The sequence below is a fragment of the Benzoatithermus flavus genome, from assembly GCF_037908215.1.
Lineage (GTDB): Bacteria > Pseudomonadota > Alphaproteobacteria > Geminicoccales > Geminicoccaceae > Benzoatithermus > Benzoatithermus flavus.
This window is the reverse complement of the sequence record NZ_JBBLZC010000034.1, coordinates 1-16,522: the sequence shown is the minus strand read 5'-3', so window position 1 is coordinate 16,522 and position 16,522 is coordinate 1. Positions and strand designations below refer to the sequence as shown.

The following is a 16,522-nucleotide window of genomic DNA, read 5'->3' as shown; positions in this document are numbered from 1 at the left end:
CTACTGGCCGAGCCAGGCCTTCCAACGCGTCTCGTTCTTCGCGAGCCAGTCGTCGACCACGGCCTCGAGCTTCTCGCCGTCGAGGTCGACCCGCGCGATCAGGCCGCCCATCTCCTCGTTCGTGATCTGGAAGTTCTTGATCGCCTTGTAGGCGCCGGGCCACTTGTCCTTGAGGCCGGCCCAGGCGACCTTCCAGATCGGACCGCGCGGCTTGCCGCAGTCGAAGGCGAGATCGGGATTCGTGCCCCAGGCCGGATCTTGGTAGCAGGCGGGCTCGTAGGCCGGGAACCGCACCCACTCGCCCTGGTACTTGATGGGCGCCCAATGCGGCGCATAGATCCAAAGGAGGATCGGCGCCTTGCGCTGGTAGGCGCTCTCGAGCTCGGCGAACAGGGCCGCGTCGGTACCGGCGTGGACGACCTCGTAGTCGAGGCCCAAGGCCTCGACCCGCTCCTCGTCGTGTCCGCCCCAGGTGACCGGCCCGCCGAGATAGCGGCCCTTGGGGGCGGTCTCGGGCGTCGCGAACGCTGCGGCACAGGCGTTGAGCGCCTGCCAGTCCGGCAGACCCGGGCACTTCTCCTTCATGTAGGCCGGGTACCACCACTCCTCGATCGCCTGCATCCCGGTCTCGCCCAGGTTCTCGACCTGGCCGGTGGCGGTGGCCTCGTTCATGGCGTCGCGGCCGGTGGTGGCCCAGATCTCCATGCCGACGTGGAGGTCGCCGGTCTTGAGGCCGGCGAACTGGGCGAGATAGTCGGCCTGGACGTACTCGACGTTGTAGCCGGCCCGCTTCAGGACCTCGCCCATGATCCGGGCACTCAGGAGCTGGCCGGTCCAGTCGTGGAGCGTGAGCTTGATCGGGTCCTGCGATTCGACGGCGGCCTCGGCCCCGGCGGTGGCGAGGCCCGCCGCGAGCAGGCCGCCCAGGACGGCGCGCTTCAGGGTTCCCATCGTCCGAGCCTCCCCGTTCGGCGGCTCGCCGGCACGTGGCGCGCCGCTTCTGCTTCTCCCTGATGATCGGGCATTCTTCATCCCGAACCGGGCAAAGGTCAACAGGAAACCCGCAAATTTGTTGCGCTTCGAGGTCCGATCCCACAAGCTTGCCACATCTCGGGCAAGGAGTTGACGGGCGTGCATCCGACCAGGCTGCAGGCGGCGATCATCGAGGCGGTGCGCAACGAAGGGGCGGTCCGGATCGCCGCCCTCGCCCGCCGGCTCGCGGTGTCGGACGAGACGATCCGCCGTCAGGTGAAGCCCCTGGTCGCGGATGGCCTCCTCACCCGCACGCACGGCGGCATCGCCTGGGCGGCGGCGCGCAGCGAGCCTCCCTTCCACCGCCGGCTGGCCGAGCGCGCCGCCGCCAAGCGCATGATCGGCGAGCTCGCGGCCGAGCGCGTGCAGGACGGCCAGACCGTCATGATCGACACGGGCTCGACCACCGCCTACACCGCGGAGGCCCTGAGCCGGCGCCGGCGCGACCTCACCGTGATCACCAACTCGCTCGAGATCGCGCGCCGCCTGGTCGGCCGCAACGGCAACCGCGTCTTCCTCGCCGGCGGCGAGCTGCGCGCCGACCTCGCCGCGGCCGTGGGCCCCGAGGCCGTGGCCTTCCTCGACCAGTTCCGGGCCGATCTCGCCATCCTCTCGATCGCCGCCATCGACCCCGAAGCCGGGCTCATGGACTTCGACCTCGACGAGGCGCGCATCGCCCGCACCATGCTGACGCACGCGCGTGCTCGTCTCGTCGTCGCCGACACCAGCAAGTTCGGCCGGCGCGCGCCCGTGTGGGTGTGCGCCGCGGGCGAGATCGGCACCGTCGTCACCGAGGCGCCGCCGCCGGCCGAGCTCGCCGCCCGATTGAGCGAGGCCGGCGTCGAGCTGCTCTGGCCCGCGGGCTGAAGCACCCGGTACCCGCGGCCGTGCGCCGCGAGCACGCGGCCCGTCAGGCGCGCCCGGCGCCTCGGCCGGCCAGGACGCGCCGGAAGCTGGCTGCGGAGAGCTGACGCGGGATCGCCGGCCGATCGGCGGATCGCCCGGTGGTCACTCCCGAGCCGGCCCCGCCCCGAGCCCGGACGGCAGGAACGGGACACGCCTTCCGCGCCCGGCCCCCGGTCGGGCCGACGCTCGCACGGCCGACCGGCGGCGCTCGCGGGCGGTCCACTGGTAGCGCGGATCGTCCCGGATCAGGTGCAGATGCTCGCTCACCCGGTTGCGCTCGAGCCAGCCGATCATGGCCTCGAGCTCGGCGAGGCTCATGGCGGCACGCGGCTTGCCGAGCACGCGCTTCAGAACGGCGTTGTAGGCGTGATAGCCCCAGGGCTGGCCGATCAGCCCGGCCTCGACGTCCTCGATCACCTGCGCCGCCACGAGCAGCCCCACCTGCCGGCGCAGCCGCTGCTCGGCCTGGCTCGGCGTCTCGGGGAGATCCCCCGCCGCCTCGCCCGCCCGGCCCGCGTGCGCGCGATCCCGCGGATGCACGGTCTGGAACACGAGCTCGGTCGCCTCGGAGCGGAGCGGCTCCAGAGGCGGGGACCGGAACGGATCGTCCTCGGCGTGGATGCCGGAAAACGGCAGCTCGTCCTGCCCGGGCGTCGGCCGCGCCCTGGCCCGCCCGGCCTGATCGCTCTCGATGGCGCGCCGGAACAGCCGGAACAGAGGATCGTCGGGATGATAGATCACCGCCCGCTGCTCCTCGTAGGCGCCGCCGTGCGGATCGAAGCGCGTCGCGCGCGCCACCATCTGCTCGAGCCAGGGGGTCGAGCGGATCTGGGTCAGGCAGGCGACGTGGCTGATCTCGGGCGCGTCCATGCCCTCGTAGGCCATGCCCACGGTCACCAGCACCGAAGGCTGCGGCCGCAGGCGAAAGCGCGCGATGCGCTCGACCGCGTCCCGCTCCTCCGAGATCGCGAGCGCCACCGCGTCGCCCGGCAGCCACAGCCGCAGGAGCTCGGTATAGGCTCTCGCCGTCACCTGATCGGGCGCCACGACCAGGAGCTTGCCCAGCCCCCGCGCCGTCTCGCGGGGTGCGAGGCCCAGCGCCGCGCGCCGGCGGGCACGATGCTCGCGGCAGTCCTGGAACGCGCGGCGCAGGAGATCCTTGGCGTAGCCCGTGCGCAGCGCCGTGAACAGCATCGGCCGCAGCCGCTCGCCGGCCGCGCCGAACGAATCGGCCTCGCAGCGGTCGCCGCGGAACAGCCACTCCGCCTTGCCGTCGAGCGCGCCGAAGCGGATCGGGACGATCGCCTGCTCGGCCAGCGCCGCCTTCCGGCTGTAGCCGACCACGGCCCAGCCCGGTGCCGTGAGATCGACCCGCCGCTGCCGCCGCGCCCAGCGATCCGCCCGGTAGGTGAGCCACAGGATCGGCCGCCGGTCGCAACGCTCGAGCGTGCCGGTCATGAGGAGTCGGAGGCCGGCGGTCTCGAGCAGCGGCAGGAGCGCGCGCGACCAGGCCGTGTCCTCGGCCGCGGCCGCCGCCGCGTCGAGCTCGCTGAGACCCGGCAGGTGGTGCAGCTCGTCGATGCACAAGAGATAGCGGTGGCGGTTGAACTCGGCGAGGTGGAGGTCGGGTGCGGCCGCGATCGCCTGGTAGGTGGTGACGTAACCGGCGAGGCCGCGGCACGGGTCCGGCCCGTTGTCGGCCGCGCGCACGGCATGGCCGTGCCCGAGAAAGCGCCGCCAGGCCGGATCGACGAACGCCTCCTCGGCCTGCCGGCGCAGCGTGTCGCGCGGCACCACCCAGCAGATCCGCTCGACCAGTGGCGTCTTTCGCCCGGGCGGCACCACGCTCAAGAGCCGTGCCGCCGCGATCACCGGCAGCGCCGACTTGCCCCCGCCCGGCGTCACCGCCGCCAGGATGTCGGTCACACCCGCCGCCCCGGCCGCGATCGCCCGGCACAACCGGTCGATCTCCTCCTGGTGGCGGCGCAGCCTCACGGCCTGCCGCCCCTCGCCGCTCCGTCGGGTTCGGCATTCGCCATGCGACGCCACCTCGACCAGTATCTTGGGCCTGTGGATAATTATTTCACCATATGTTGTGATCCTAGCCTGTCAAGCCGTTATTCCCAGTGCGCGGCCGCAAGACCCCGGCGATGAGGCGCAGGCATGGGAACGAATCCGGCACGAGGGTCGAAGATCTGCCCGCGCGGTACGACGGCCCGGTGTCGGGAGCGCGCGCGCAGCCTGGCCGGTGGGACGGAAGAGGGCCGATTCCGCAGGGATTCTCCCGAAATCGCCATCAGATATCGAATGAATGTTCGAGCAAGTGATGGAAGTTTCATCTCGATCATCCCATTAATTAATAAACGAACGGATATTCATGATGCTACAATGAATCGTTACGGTTCCATCGGCACGATATCGGTTGCGCTGTATAGCTGCCGGCGCAATCCTCTAGGAGAATGAAATGATCCTCCGAAGACTTGTCGTGACTTCGGCGATTCTGACTGGCTTGTCCATGGGCGCCTCTTCCGAGGCGGCGGCACAGGCCGCCGTGCAGTTCTTCGCGGTGCTGAGCGGCGGCAACGAGGTGCCGGCAGGGGCCGGTGCCCCCAACGGCTCCGGCGTCGCCTCGCTGCTCCTCGTCGGCAGGAGCACGGTCTGCTACTCGGTTCTGGTCAGCGGCATCGACACGCCGACCGAATTCCATGTCCATCGGGGCGTCGCCGGCACCGAAGGCGACGTCGTGGTGCCCTTCCTGCCGCCGACCTCGGGCAATCCCGGCAGCGCCTCGGGCTGTGTCACGGGCTCGGCCGTGATGCTCGGCGCCATCCGCAGCACGCCGACCGCGTTCTACGTCAACGTCCATACTCGCAACTTCCCCGGAGGGGCCGTGCGCGGCCAGCTCTTCTGAAGCCCGAGCGTCTCCGGGCAGGAGCTTCGAGCTGCGGGGACATCCTACGAAAGCAACGTCTCCACCCTGCGCCGGACCGAGCGGGCGGCCGTCGCCTGTCCCCCGCGAGCGCGGCCGCGCACGGACCCGGGCTTCATCGGAAGATCCAGAAGAAGAGTTGATTTCGCATGGCGGTCCAGAATTCTCAGGTTGATCAACCATGGCGCCTCTGAAACCCGATACGAAAAAAGACTTCGTGAATAACATTTTAAGTGTCGGCCGGTCGGGTCGATGCTCAAATCCTTGGTCACAAGAGGACCTCCAACCTGCGTGTCTAGGCGCGAGGCCGTCCGGAGTGTTCGTCTTCTGATTGAGAGGGGAACATGGCGCTTTTCCTTGGCACCACCGGCGACGACGACATCGTCGGCACGTTCGGCGCGGATCAGATCTATGGCGACTACGGCAACGACCTGCTGTGGGGCGACAACGGCAGCGACACCATCCGTGGCAGCTTCGGCAACGACCTCCTCAACGGCGGCACCGGCGCCGACTGCCTGCGCAGCGACCAGGGCAACGACGTCCTGGTCGGCGGCGAGGACGGCTCGCGCGACATCCTGATCGGCCTCTACGGCCGGGACTGGCTCGACGGTGGTGCCGGCAACGACACGCTGGACGGCGGCGTCGGGGCCGACACGCTGATCGGCGGCGACGGAGCCGACGTGTTCGTCTACCAGAGCATCAAGGACAGCCCGGCCACGGGCGGCGACTTCATCCAGGACTTCGACCCGAGCCAGGACCAGATCGACCTCAGCAACGTCCGGACCGGCACCGGCCAGGACTTCGTCTTCATCGGCCAGACCAGCTTCACCGGCCTCGGGCAGGTCGCCGTCGAGTACACGGCCGACGGCCTCACCCACGTCAACGTCAACACGAGCTGGGCGGCCGGCTCGGAGATGGTGATCACGCTGCAGGGCTGGGTGCCGCTCGGCGAGAGCAACTTCATCCTGCACGGCGGTGACCAGTTCGCTCCGGTCCGCGACGAGAACTTCCTCAGCACCGAGGGCGACGACTGGTTCTTCGGCGAGGGCGGCAACGACTACGCCTTCGGTGGCGCCGGCAACGACGAGCTGCACGGCGGTCCGGGCGAGGACATGCTGCGCGGCGGCGACGGCAACGACATCCTGGTCGGCGAGCAGGGCAACGACCTCTACTACGGCGGCCTCGGCCGCGACTCCTTCGTCTTCGACGGCAATTTCGGCCACGACCTCGTCCAGGACTTCCATCACGAGGACAAGCTGGTCATCGCCCCCGACGCCTTCGGCAATCACCGCACCTTCGAGGGCCTGACCATCACCCAGGAGAGCGACGGCGCCCTGATCGACACCGGCGATGGCAACCAGATCCTGCTCGCCGACTTCAACGCCGCCGATCTGAGCCAGCGCGACTTCATCTTCACCTGAGCCGCACCCCCGGACCACTGCCGCCGACGCGCGCGACGGCGCTCGCGTGGTCCACCGGCCGTGCCGGCGGGGTGCTGCCTGCCTCCGGGAATGCCCGGCAAAGGCGCCGTCGATGTCGTCCGGCAAATTTACAGGCGTCGCGTCATCCCTTAGCTTCCGGACCGCAGGAGATCAGGGAGCATGGATCGATGACGCGATTCTCCGACGGCTGGACCCGGCGCTCGGTGCTGGCCGGCACCACCGCGATGGTCTCGGCGGCGGCGCTCGCCCGGCCGGCACGGGCGGCACCCGACTGGCGGAAGTTCGAGGGCGCCTCGATCGAGGTGAATCTGGTGAAGAGCCCGCGCGGCGAGGTGTTGCAGCGGCACCTGAAGGAGTTCGAGGATCTTACCGGCATCACGGTCGGGCTCGAGCAGATCCCCGAGCAGCAGCAGCGGCAGAAGGCCGTGGTCGAGCTCTCGAGCGGCCGGCCGAGCTTCGACGTCGTGCATCTGAGCTACCACGTGCAGAAGCGGCTGTTCGAGAAGGGCAACTGGCTCGCCGATCTCGGCCCCTACCTCGCCGATCCGAGCCTCGCCGATCCCGCTCTCGACACGAGCGACTTCTCGGCCGCGGGCCTCGCTTACGCCACCGCCCCGGACGGAAAGCTGCACAGCCTGCCGCTCAGCGTCGATTACTGGATCGTCTACTGGAACAAGGAGCTGTTCGAGAAGAAGGGGCTCGCCTATCCCGCCACCTTCGACGAGCTCGTCGCCGCGGCCGAGAAGCTCACCGATCCCGATGCCGGCATCTACGGCTTCACGGCGCGCGGGATGAAGAACGCCAACGTCCCGGTCTGGACCAGCTTCCTTCTGGGCTACGGTGTCGAGCCCGTCACGGCCGACGGCAGGCTCCAGACCGCCAGCCCCGGCGCCATCGAGGCGGCCAGGCTCTACCAGCGTCTTCTCACCAGATCGGCCCCGCCCGGCGTGGCGGGCTTCAACTGGAACGAGTGCCAGTCCGCCTTCCTCCAGGGCAGGATCGGCATGTGGCTGGATGGCGTCGGCTTCGCCCCGCCGCTCGAAGACCCGAAGAAGTCGCGCGTGGTGGGCAAGGTCGGCTACGGCATCGTGCCGAAAGGCCCGGTGGCGCAGGCCTCGGCCACGTTCGGCGACGGCATCGGCGTGGCGGCCGCGAGCCGGAACAAGGAGGCGGCCTTTCTCTTCTGCCAGTGGGCGGTCTCGAAGACCCTTCAGGCCGATCTGCTCCAGACCGGCTCCGGCGTGCCGTTCCGGAAATCCGTCATCGACGATCCCGAGGTGCGCAAAGGCGTCAAGATGCCGGCCGAATGGATCGACGCCGTGGCGGGTTCGGCCAAGGTCAGCAGGCTCGGCTTGCCGGTCGTGGTGCCGGTGACCGAGTTCCGCGACATCTTCGGCATCGCGCTCACCAACATGATCGGCGGCGCCGATCCCGCGACCGAGCTCGAGCGGGCGACCGAGCAGTTCCAGCCGATCCTCGCCAAGAGCGAGGCCGGCTGATGGCGGCGGTGCCGGGGCGGGCGGTCTTCCGGCGGGGTGTGCTCGCGGGCACGGCCCCGGGCTTCCGGGACCGCCATCCTTACCTGCCCTTCATCCTGCCGGCCGTGCTGCTCGTGACCGCCGTCATCGTCTTTCCCTGGGCGTTCACGGGCTGGATGAGCCTGCAGGCCTGGCAGGTCGGCGGCGAGCGCCGCTTCGTGGGCCTCGCCAACTATGCGCGGCTGCTCACGGATGCCCGCTTCGGCGCGGCGGTCTGGCACACGCTCCTCTACACCTTCCTGGCCGTCCTCCTGCCGCTCGTCCTCGGCACGCTTTCCGCCCTCGTCTTCGACGAGCGCTTCCCTCTGCGCGGTTTCCTGCGCGGCATCGTCGTCATGCCGATGATGGCGACCCCGGTCGCGATCGCTCTCGTCTGGACGATGATGTTCCACCCGCAGCTCGGCGTCCTGAACTATCTCCTCTCGCTCGTGGGCCTGCCGCCGCAGCTCTGGGTGTTCGATCCCGCGACCGTCATCCCCTCGCTGGTCCTGGTCGAGACCTGGCAGTGGACGCCGCTCGTGATGCTGATCGTGCTCGGCGGGCTCGCGGCGCTGCCGAGCGAGCCCTACGAGAGTGCGGAGCTCGACGGCGCCAACGCGCTCCAGAAGTTCCGCCACATCACCCTGCCGCTGATCGCCCCTTTCCTCATGGTGGCGGTCATCATCCGCACGATCGACGCCGTGAAGAGCTTCGACATCATCTTCGCCATCACGCAAGGCGGCCCCGGCACCGCTTCGGAGACCATCAACCTCTACCTCTTCACCCAGGCCTTCTCGTTCTACGACATCGGCTACGGCTCGGCCCTGGCCGTCGCCTTCTTCGTCCTCGTGGTGGCGCTCTCGCTCGCCCTGATCTGGGTGCGGGCGCGCACCAACTGGACCCTGAGCGGAGGGGCCTGAGCCCATGGTCCGCGGGAAGCTGCGCATCGTCTTACGGAAGGCCGCGCTCGCCTTCGCGGTCGCCGTGATCGTCTCGCCGGCGCTTCTCTTCTTCCTGTGGATGCTCTCGCTCTCGCTCAAACCCGAGATCGACAACACGAGCTACCCGCCCGTCCTGATCCCGACCACCATCGCCTGGGAGAACTACCGCCAGGTCCTCGCGGAAGGCTCGTTCGGGCTCTATTTCTGGAACAGCCTGATCGTCACCGGCACGGCGACGCTCGTGGCCCTTCTCGTGGGCGTTCCCGCCGCCTACGGCATCGCCCGTGCGCGCGCGACGCATCTCGCCGTCGTCGTCATGATCGCGCGCATGACCCCGGCGCTCAGCTATCTCATCCCGCTCTTCCTCCTGTTCCAGTGGCTGGGGCTCCTGGGCACGCTCTGGCCGCAGATCGTCACGCACCTCGTCGTCACCGTGCCGATCGTGATCTGGGTGATGATCAGCTTCTTCGAGGCGCTGCCGATCGAGCTCGAGGAGGCGGGGCGGATCGACGGCGCTTCGCGCTGGCAGGTGTTCCGGCTGATCGCCCTGCCGCTCGCCCGCCCCGGCATCACGGTGGCGCTGCTGCTCGCCTTCATCTTCTCCTGGAACACGTTCGTGTTCGGCATCGTGCTCGCCGGCCGCACCACGCGCACGCTGCCGGTCGCGGTCTACAACTCCTTGACCTTCGAGCAGGTGAGCTGGGGCCCGCTCTCGGCGGCGGCGCTGATCGTCACCCTGCCCGTCCTGCTGCTCACCGTCCTCGCCCAGAAGCAGATCGTCGCCGGTCTCACCGCCGGGGCGGTCAAGGGGGGCTGACGGCGCCCCGGCTGCCGCGGGCGAGCCGCCAGGCGCGCAAGAGCAGCCCCCAGCCGAGCCAGGCGAGGGCGAACGCCACCGGGAACACCACGGCGCGCGGGAAGAGAAAGATCGAACAGGCCAGCATCAGGAATACGACCCCGATCTTCGCGATCACCCGGCTCTCGGTGGCGCTCAAGGGCCTGGAGCCCGTGATCGCCGCCCCCGCCGTGCTGCCGAGGCCGATGGCGCCGGCCGCGAGCCGCCCGCCGCTGCCCTTGTGGCGCTGCCCGTGCGGCGCATGCGGCGGCCGCGGCGGCTCGCCCATCGGATGCACGCGCCGCCGCTCGTCGAGCACCACCTCGGTGGCGTTGCCGAGATCCTCGAGATAGGTGGCCTCCATCAGCCGCGCGAAGCCCGCGTCCTCGATCGTGATGTCGAGCTCCCAGTTGGTGAGCCAGCTCGTGAGGTTGAGGTTGGTCGAGCCGATCCGGGCCCAGCGCCCGTCGCACACGGCGCTCTTCGCGTGCAGCATCGAGCCGTTCCACTCGAAGATCCTGATCCCGGCCTCGAGCAGCGGCCGGTAGTTCGAGCGCACGAGCGTCTGCACGCCCGGCACGTCGATCGAGCCCGGCACCAGAAGGCGCACGTCCACCCCGTCGCGCGCCGCCTCGGTCAGCACCTGCACGAAGGCCGTGGTGGCGACGAAATAGGCGTCCGTGAGCCACAAGGTGTGCCTGGCCGCGGCGGCGACGAGCTGATCGACCCGGTACGTGCTGAGCTGGCCCGGCCGCCCGCGCACGACACGCATCCGGATCGGGCCCGCCTCCGGCAGGTCCTCGGGCAGGATCCGCTCCTCGGGCGAGATGGCGCCGCCCGAGAGGCGCCAGCTCTCGGCGAAGGCCTGATCGACGTCGGCCACGACCGGACCCCGCAGCTCCACGCCGGTGTCGCGCCAGGGCGGGACGCCGCCTTGCGGGTCGCCGAGCCAGGGGCGCGCGAGGCACAAGCCCGAGACGAAGGCGAGGCGGCCGTCCACCGTCATCACCTTGCGATGGTCGCGCCGGAAGCAGGCGACGGGCGAGCTCCATTGCGGCGGGTTGAAACAGCGGACCTCGATCCCGGCCGCGCGCAACCGCGCCCAGTAGCCGCGCGACGCCTTCCCGAGGCTGCCCCACCAGTCGTAGAGGAAGCGCACCTTGACCCCGCGCCGCGCCCGCTCGATCAGGGCATCCGCGAACGTGCGGCCGACCTCGTCGTCGGCGACGATGTAGTTCTCGAAGTGGATCGTGCGCTCGGCCCGGCGGATGGCGTCGAGCCAGGCCGGGTAGTTCTGGGTCGCGTCCTTGAGCAGGCGGACGGCGTTGCCGGCCAGCGGCTCGCTGCCGGTCACGCGCGAGAACGCCCGGTCGAGGATCGCGTCGTGGCCTTCGGCCGGCTCGGCGGGCGGCCGGGCGAGGACCGCTTCCGGGCCGCTCGGGATCATGGCTGCGCTCGCTCTCTGGCCCTTCCTTTCCTTCCTGCCGCAGGAGCGGTGCCCCTGCAAGCCGGGGATGAGGCCGCCCTGCCGTTCAGGCGGCGCTCGCCCGCATCCGGTCCGCTGCCGCGAGCGTCGGCCAGGCCACGCCGCAGGCGAGCTGCAGGCAGCAGCGCGACAGATGCAGCCATCGCATCGTGCGGGCGGCGAGACGGTCGGGCGGCAGGACACGCGGCCCGCACCCGCAGCCCGCCGTCAGCATCGGCAGGAGGTCGTCCTCCAGCTGATCGGCCGCGAGCTGCATCGCGACCCGGGCGAGCTCGGCCGGGCCGACCACGGCGGGAGCGAGGAGTATCTGCGCGTTGCGCAGGAAGCTCGCGGTCCCGAGCGCCGCGAGCCGGATGCCTGCCTCGCCGACGATCCAGCCGATCGCGGCGTCCGCCGGGAGCGCTCGCGGCTGCGGACGTGCGGCCGCGGGCGGTCCTTTCTCCGGCTGGCGCAGGAAGGGGATGATCCGCGCCGTGCCGCCTCCGTCCGCCTCGCCGCCGCTCCATCCGGCTCCGCTTCCGACCATGGTCGCTTCCTCTGCTCGAGCGCCGCGGGGCACGGCAGCTCGGGATTTGCTGCAATGCAACGCACGGCCGCGGCGCAGGTTCCGCGCCGCGGCCGTGCCGAGCGGCATCGGAAGCGCCGGCGAGCGAGACGGCTTCCATCCGCCGCCGCCTCGCGCCTAAATGGCGCGCCTCGAGCCCACGCAGCCGGAGCAGGCCCATGTCCGAAAGACCCGAGAAGCCGCGCGTCGGCCTGTTCGTCACCTGTCTGGTCGACGCCATCCGCCCCAGGATCGGCTTCGCCGCCATCCGCCTCCTCGAGGAAGCCGGCTGCACGGTCGAGGTGCCGGAGACCCAGACCTGCTGCGGCCAGCCCGCCTGGAACAGCGGCGACAGCCGCCACGCCCTGGCACTGGCCCGGCAGGTGATCCAGGCCTGCGAGCCCTTCGACTACCTCGTCCTGCCCTCGGGCTCGTGCGCCGGCATGATCCGCCACTATGCCGACGGGCTCGCGGACGATCCGGCCTGGGCGGCGCGCGCGCGGGCGCTGGGGGAGCGCACCTTCGAGATCACGAGCTTCCTCGTCGACGTCATGGGTTGGCGGCCCGAGGGCCGCTCCTTGCGCGCCACCGCCACCTACCACGACAGCTGTGCCGGCTTGCGCGAGCTCGGCGTCTTCGTCCAGCCCAGGAAGCTCCTGGCATCCGTGGCCGGGCTCGAGATGAGGAAGCTCGAGGGCAGCGAGGTCTGCTGCGGCTTCGGCGGCACGTTCTGCGTCAAGTACCCCGCGATTTCGAACGCCATCGTCGAGGAGAAGGCGGAACGGATCGAGGCGACCGGCGCCGACCTCCTGCTCGCGGGCGATCTGGGGTGCCTCATGAACATGGCGGGCAAGCTCAGCCGGCGCGGCTCGACGGTGCGCGTCTTTCACACCATCGAGGTCCTGGCCGGGATGGCCGACGGCCCTGCCATCGGCGAGGAGGGCTGAGGCGATGCAGCTCGCTCCCGAGCGCTTCGAGGAGAACGCGGCCGCAGCGCTCGCCGATCCCGTCCTCGAACTCGCGATCCGCCGCACCACCGGCACGGCCGAGAGGAAGCGCGCCGAAGCCGTCGCCGCCTTCCCCGAGTTCGCTGCGGCGCGCGAGCGCGGGCGGAAGATCAAGGACCACGTCCTCGCCCACCTCGATCATTATTTATGCGCGTTCGAGCGCAACGCCGTGGCCGCCGGCGCCCACGTCCACTGGGCGGCCACGGCCGAGGAGGCGTGCCGCATCGTGCTCGCGATCTGCCGGGAAGCCGGTGCGAGACGCGTCACCCGCGTGAAGTCGATGCTGGGCGAGGAGATCGGCCTGCCGCACGCGCTGGCCGCGGCCGGCATCGAGCGGGTCGAGACCGATCTCGCCGAGCACATCATCCAGCTCGCGGGCGATCCGCCCTCGCACATCGTCTGGCCCGCCATGCACAGGACGCGCGAGCAGGTGGCGGCGCTGTTCCAAAAGGCGCACCGGGAGCCCATCGGCGGCCCCGACGACGTCGCGGGCATGGTCGAGAGCGCCCGCCACGAGCTGCGCTCGAAGTTCCTCGGCGCCGAGGTCGGCATCTCGGGCGCCAACTTCCTGATCGCCGATACGGGTGCGGTCTGCACCGTCACCAACGAAGGCAACGCCGAGCTCACCACCACCCCGCCGCGCGTCCACATCGTCACCGCCGGCATCGAGAAGCTCGTACCCTCCACCGCGCACGCCTTCGCCATGCTGCGCCTGCTCGTCCGCTCGGCCACGGGGGCCGACATCACCCAATACACCACCTTCCACTGCGGCCCGAAGCGCGCGGGCGACGCCGACGGCCCCGAGGCGATGCACATCGTCCTCGTCGACAACGGCCGCACGCGGATGCTGGCCGACCGCTCTCTACGCGCGATGCTGCGCTGCATCCGCTGCGGAGCCTGCATGAACCACTGCGTCGTCTATCGCCAGATCGGCGGCCACGCCTACGGCTCGGTCTATCCCGGCCCCATGGGGGCGGTGCTCACCCCCGTCCTCACCGGCCTCGCCAGAGCGCGCGACCTGCCCCACGCCTGCACCATGAACCGCCGCTGCGAGGAGGTCTGCCCGGTCGCGATCCCGCTTCCCACCCTGCTGCGCGGCTGGCGCGACCGGAGCTGGCGCGAAGGGCTCGAACCCGCGGCGACCCGGGCCGGGATCGGGCTCTGGGCGTTCGTGGCGCAGCGCCCCCGGCTCTACCGCCTCGCGACCGCCTGGGCCGTGCGCGCCCTGCGTCTGTTCCGCCGCGGCGGCTGGATCCGCGTGCTGCCGCTGGCGAGCGGCTGGACCGCGCATCGCGACTTCCCCGCCCCTGCCGGAAAAACCTTCATGGAGCTCTACCGCGAGCGCCGCCGGGAGACGAGCCGATGACGAAAGCGCGCGCCACGATCCTGCAGGCGGTCCGGGCCGCGCTCGGCGGAGCGCCCGCCGACCCGGGCACCATCGCCGCCGAGGCGGCGGCGCTCCTCGCCGATCCGGACGCGATCCGCCCCCGGCTGCCGCCGGGCGATCCCGTCGCGGCCTTCGCCGAGCGCGTGGTCTCGCCCAAGGTCGACGCCACGCTGGAGCGCATCGACCGGCTCGACGCCCTGCCCGCCGCCGTCGCGCGCTATCTCGCGGCCCAGGCCCTGCCGCCCGCCGTGGCCCTCCAGCCCGCACCCGAGCTGCTCGCCCTCGACTGGCGCGGCCTCGAGATCCGCCGCAGCATGTCGGCCGACGAGGCGGTGGGGGTGGGCCTCGCCCGCTTCGGCATCGCCGAGACCGGCTCGCTCGTGTTCCATTCCGGCCCCGACACGCCGATCCTGTTCAACTTCCTGCCGCTGCACCACGTCGTGGCGCTGCGGGCGGACCGCATCCTGCCCTACCTCGAGGATTACGCCGCCGCCGCCGCGAGCGAGCCCGCGCCGCGCAACGTCAACCTGATCACCGGCATCAGCGGCACCACCGACATCGAAGGCAGCTACGTCCGCGGCGCCCACGGGCCGCGCTTTCTGCACGTCGTGCTGGTGGCCGGGTGACGACGCCATTCCGAGATGAAGGCACGCATCTCCGTCACCGCGTGACGGCGCCTTCACCGTTCACGCGACCTGCTCCTCGAAGCGGCTCGTGGCGTCACGATCGCGGTCGTATCGTCTCGTGAGCGGAAACGGCGGCAACCAGGCCTCGCGACGGACGATCCAGCTTTCGTAGGTCGGCGTCAGCTGGTCGGGGGCATCCAGGGAGCCCAGGTTCACCTCGATTTCGTCCGCGGTGCGTGCGAACACGGACGAGCCGCAGCGGGGACAGAAAAACCGCCCGGCATAGTCGCGTGTTTCGCCCTCGATCGTCACCGCATCCTGAGGGAACACCGCGGAAGCGTGAAAAAGCGCCCCGTGATGCTTGCGGCAGTCGAGACAGTGACAAAGGCCGACCCGGTACGGGCGTCCCGATGCGACGATCCGGACGTTGCCGCACAGACAACCGCCCGTGAATCGGTCCATGCTGCGGCTCCTCTAAAATCGAGCGGGCGGAACGTTTACGATGACCGGCACCGTCATGGCAACTGCCCGGAGTTTCGGAGACACCCCGCGCAATCGGCCTTCCTCGCGGTGCACCGGCCATGCGGGCCACGTCCGGCCGGGCGCAGCCGGAGAACGAGCGGCAGGCGCTGCATTATCCCATGGGAGGCTCGGCCGATGCCGGGTGGAGAGGTCGATTTCGTATGCTGTTCCCGAAACCCCTTTCCCCGGGTTCGGTAAGCGCTGTCTGCGCCCCACCTTCCGGGTCGGCCGACGAGGAAAGCACGGCTCTCATGGCTCATTGGGTAGTATAACCCCCGTCCACCGGCAGAGCCTGCCCAACGACGAAGGAGGCGGCATCGGAGCACAGCCACACCACCGCCTCGGCCACCTCTTCCGGTCTCCCAATCCGCCCGATGGGATGGCGTGCCGTCATCATCGATTCGAACGCGGGGATCGCGGCGATGAACGGATCCAGGATCGGGGTGCGTATGGTGCCTGGATTGACGGCGTTGATCCGGATGCCCTGCTGCGCGTACTCCAACGCGGCGGCGCGCGTCAGGCCGACAACCCCGTGCTTGCTCGCCACGTAGGCCGAGGCACCGGGCGCACCCACCACCCCCCATATCGACGCCGTGTTGACGATGGCGCCACCACCCTGCTGAAGCATCTGGGGGATCTCGTACCGCATGCACAACCACACCCCTTTGAGATTGATGCCGATCACGCGATCCCAGCTGTCGTCAGGGTATTCGTGCGTGGAAGCTCCGATAGCTCCGGCGATGCCGGCGTTGTTGAAGGCGCAGTCGAGGCGGCCGTAGGTGGCGACGGCTGTGTCGACCATGGCCTCGACCTCGGCTGCCACCAACACGTCGGCTTTGGCAAAGATTGCTTCACCGCCAGCCTCCCGGATGAAGCGTACGGTTTCTTCACCCCCCTGCACATTCACATCCGAGACGACTACCCGGGCGCCTTCTCGGCCTAAGGCGAGTGCGGAAGCCTGGCCGATACCCGTGCTTCCACCCGTCACCAGCGCGACTTTGCCCGCTAACATACCTGCCATTTTCAGCTTCCTTGCCCACGAGAAAAGGGTCAGCAAGAAAAGGGGTAAGACCCTATTTTTCCATTTTTCGGGAAAAGGGGTCAAGGAAAGGAGGTCAGATCCCGAGTTTCGGGGACACCCTACGAAATTAACCCTCTTCGTGGCGCTCGCGAGTTTCGGGGACACCCTACGAAATTAACCCTCCTCGTGGCGCTCGGGGCAACGCAGACCGCGTCTGACCGGATTTCGTAGGGTGTCCCCGAAATCCCCTGGCTCGACACGCTGGTACGCCTCTCGACCCTGCTCGGGGCGAGCGATCAGCAGGCGGTCGATCTCCGGGCGGTGGTC

15 protein-coding genes are annotated in these 16,522 nt (G+C 70.0%); 9 read left to right on the top strand and 6 right to left on the bottom strand.

The window, feature by feature from the left end:
• Window positions 1–951 carry an ABC transporter substrate-binding protein gene (locus U1T56_RS21765; protein ID WP_418161612.1) on the bottom strand — a complete coding sequence of 317 codons (951 nt, stop codon included), beginning with the start codon at window positions 949–951 and terminating at the stop codon, window positions 1–3.
• A gap of 180 nt (window positions 952–1,131) precedes the next feature.
• On the opposite strand from U1T56_RS21765, the gene U1T56_RS21760 reads away from it, so the two are divergent.
• Window positions 1,132–1,899 carry a DeoR/GlpR family DNA-binding transcription regulator gene (locus U1T56_RS21760; RefSeq protein ID WP_418161611.1) on the top strand — a complete coding sequence of 256 codons (768 nt, stop codon included), beginning with the start codon at window positions 1,132–1,134 and terminating at the stop codon, window positions 1,897–1,899.
• A 141-nt stretch (window positions 1,900–2,040) separates the two neighbouring features.
• On the opposite strand, the gene U1T56_RS21755 is transcribed toward U1T56_RS21760, so the two are convergent.
• Window positions 2,041–3,933 (bottom strand): DEAD/DEAH box helicase, encoded by a 1,893-nt coding sequence (locus tag U1T56_RS21755; RefSeq protein WP_418161610.1) that lies wholly within the window; start codon window positions 3,931–3,933, stop codon window positions 2,041–2,043.
• Between the two features lie 520 nt (window positions 3,934–4,453).
• Here U1T56_RS21755 and U1T56_RS21750 point away from each other — a divergent pair.
• The 5 genes from U1T56_RS21750 to U1T56_RS21730 all read left to right on the top strand — a co-directional run bounded on the left by U1T56_RS21750 (window position 4,454) and on the right by U1T56_RS21730 (window position 9,584).
• Window positions 4,454–4,849, top strand: coding sequence for a CHRD domain-containing protein (locus tag U1T56_RS21750; RefSeq protein WP_418161609.1), 396 nt, complete (start codon window positions 4,454–4,456; stop codon window positions 4,847–4,849).
• Window positions 4,850–5,211: 362 nt separating this feature from the next.
• Entirely contained in the window at window positions 5,212–6,288 is a 1,077-nt protein-coding gene (locus U1T56_RS21745; protein ID WP_418161608.1) for a calcium-binding protein, read from the top strand.
• 188 nt (window positions 6,289–6,476) lie between these two features.
• Window positions 6,477–7,808 (top strand): ABC transporter substrate-binding protein, encoded by a 1,332-nt coding sequence (locus U1T56_RS21740; RefSeq protein WP_418161607.1) that lies wholly within the window; start codon window positions 6,477–6,479, stop codon window positions 7,806–7,808.
• A complete protein-coding gene (locus tag U1T56_RS21735; protein ID WP_418161606.1) occupies window positions 7,808–8,746 on the top strand; it encodes a carbohydrate ABC transporter permease in 939 nt (312 codons plus the stop codon). The genes U1T56_RS21740 and U1T56_RS21735 overlap by 1 nt, the downstream gene beginning before the upstream one ends.
• Before the next feature lie 4 nt (window positions 8,747–8,750).
• Complete coding sequence (locus tag U1T56_RS21730) at window positions 8,751–9,584, top strand: carbohydrate ABC transporter permease (protein WP_418161605.1); 834 nt, start codon at window positions 8,751–8,753, stop codon at window positions 9,582–9,584.
• Here U1T56_RS21730 and U1T56_RS21725 read toward each other — a convergent pair.
• Complete coding sequence (locus U1T56_RS21725) at window positions 9,571–11,049, bottom strand: phospholipase D-like domain-containing protein (RefSeq protein WP_418161604.1); 1,479 nt, start codon at window positions 11,047–11,049, stop codon at window positions 9,571–9,573. The genes U1T56_RS21730 and U1T56_RS21725 overlap by 14 nt on opposite strands.
• Window positions 11,050–11,134: 85 nt before the next feature.
• A complete protein-coding gene (locus U1T56_RS21720; RefSeq protein WP_418161603.1) occupies window positions 11,135–11,614 on the bottom strand; it encodes a hypothetical protein in 480 nt (159 codons plus the stop codon).
• A 197-nt stretch (window positions 11,615–11,811) separates the two neighbouring features.
• Here U1T56_RS21720 and U1T56_RS21715 point away from each other — a divergent pair, with 197 nt between their 5' ends.
• From U1T56_RS21715 to U1T56_RS21705, 3 genes are read left to right on the top strand one after another with little or no spacing between them, the layout of a single operon-like run.
• On the top strand, window positions 11,812–12,579 hold the full coding sequence (locus U1T56_RS21715; RefSeq protein ID WP_418161602.1) for a (Fe-S)-binding protein: 768 nt from the start codon (window positions 11,812–11,814) through the stop codon (window positions 12,577–12,579).
• A gap of 4 nt (window positions 12,580–12,583) precedes the next feature.
• Complete coding sequence (locus U1T56_RS21710; RefSeq protein ID WP_418161601.1) at window positions 12,584–14,005, top strand: lactate utilization protein B; 1,422 nt, start codon at window positions 12,584–12,586, stop codon at window positions 14,003–14,005.
• Window positions 14,002–14,652, top strand: a complete 651-nt coding sequence (locus tag U1T56_RS21705; RefSeq protein ID WP_418161600.1) for a LutC/YkgG family protein — start codon at window positions 14,002–14,004, stop codon at window positions 14,650–14,652. The genes U1T56_RS21710 and U1T56_RS21705 overlap by 4 nt, the downstream gene beginning before the upstream one ends.
• A gap of 60 nt (window positions 14,653–14,712) precedes the next feature.
• Here the strand turns inward: U1T56_RS21705 and U1T56_RS21700 are convergent, their stop codons facing one another.
• Window positions 14,713–15,114: a GFA family protein gene (locus U1T56_RS21700; RefSeq protein ID WP_418161599.1), complete on the bottom strand. Its 402-nt coding sequence runs from the start codon at window positions 15,112–15,114 to the stop codon at window positions 14,713–14,715.
• A gap of 316 nt (window positions 15,115–15,430) precedes the next feature.
• On the bottom strand, window positions 15,431–16,195 hold the full coding sequence (locus tag U1T56_RS21695) for an SDR family oxidoreductase (RefSeq protein ID WP_418161598.1): 765 nt from the start codon (window positions 16,193–16,195) through the stop codon (window positions 15,431–15,433).
• Window positions 16,196–16,522 lie beyond the last annotated feature (327 nt).

Excerpts from the sequence above, each read along its gene's own strand:
- U1T56_RS21765 (WP_418161612.1), bottom strand. The coding sequence starts at position 951 with ATGGGAACCCTGAAGCGCGCCGTCCTGGGCGGCCTGCTCGCGGCGGGC.
- U1T56_RS21750 (WP_418161609.1), top strand. The coding sequence starts at position 4,454 with ATGGGCGCCTCTTCCGAGGCGGCGGCACAGGCCGCCGTGCAGTTCTTC.
- U1T56_RS21745 (WP_418161608.1), top strand. The coding sequence starts at position 5,212 with ATGGCGCTTTTCCTTGGCACCACCGGCGACGACGACATCGTCGGCACG.
- U1T56_RS21740 (WP_418161607.1), top strand. The coding sequence starts at position 6,477 with ATGACGCGATTCTCCGACGGCTGGACCCGGCGCTCGGTGCTGGCCGGC.
- U1T56_RS21735 (WP_418161606.1), top strand. The coding sequence starts at position 7,808 with ATGGCGGCGGTGCCGGGGCGGGCGGTCTTCCGGCGGGGTGTGCTCGCG.
- U1T56_RS21730 (WP_418161605.1), top strand. The coding sequence starts at position 8,751 with ATGGTCCGCGGGAAGCTGCGCATCGTCTTACGGAAGGCCGCGCTCGCC.
- U1T56_RS21725 (WP_418161604.1), bottom strand. The coding sequence starts at position 11,049 with ATGATCCCGAGCGGCCCGGAAGCGGTCCTCGCCCGGCCGCCCGCCGAG.
- U1T56_RS21720 (WP_418161603.1), bottom strand. The coding sequence starts at position 11,614 with ATGGTCGGAAGCGGAGCCGGATGGAGCGGCGGCGAGGCGGACGGAGGC.
- U1T56_RS21715 (WP_418161602.1), top strand. The coding sequence starts at position 11,812 with ATGTCCGAAAGACCCGAGAAGCCGCGCGTCGGCCTGTTCGTCACCTGT.
- U1T56_RS21710 (WP_418161601.1), top strand. The coding sequence starts at position 12,584 with ATGCAGCTCGCTCCCGAGCGCTTCGAGGAGAACGCGGCCGCAGCGCTC.
- U1T56_RS21705 (WP_418161600.1), top strand. The coding sequence starts at position 14,002 with ATGACGAAAGCGCGCGCCACGATCCTGCAGGCGGTCCGGGCCGCGCTC.
- U1T56_RS21700 (WP_418161599.1), bottom strand. The coding sequence starts at position 15,114 with ATGGACCGATTCACGGGCGGTTGTCTGTGCGGCAACGTCCGGATCGTC.
- U1T56_RS21695 (WP_418161598.1), bottom strand. The coding sequence starts at position 16,195 with ATGGCAGGTATGTTAGCGGGCAAAGTCGCGCTGGTGACGGGTGGAAGC.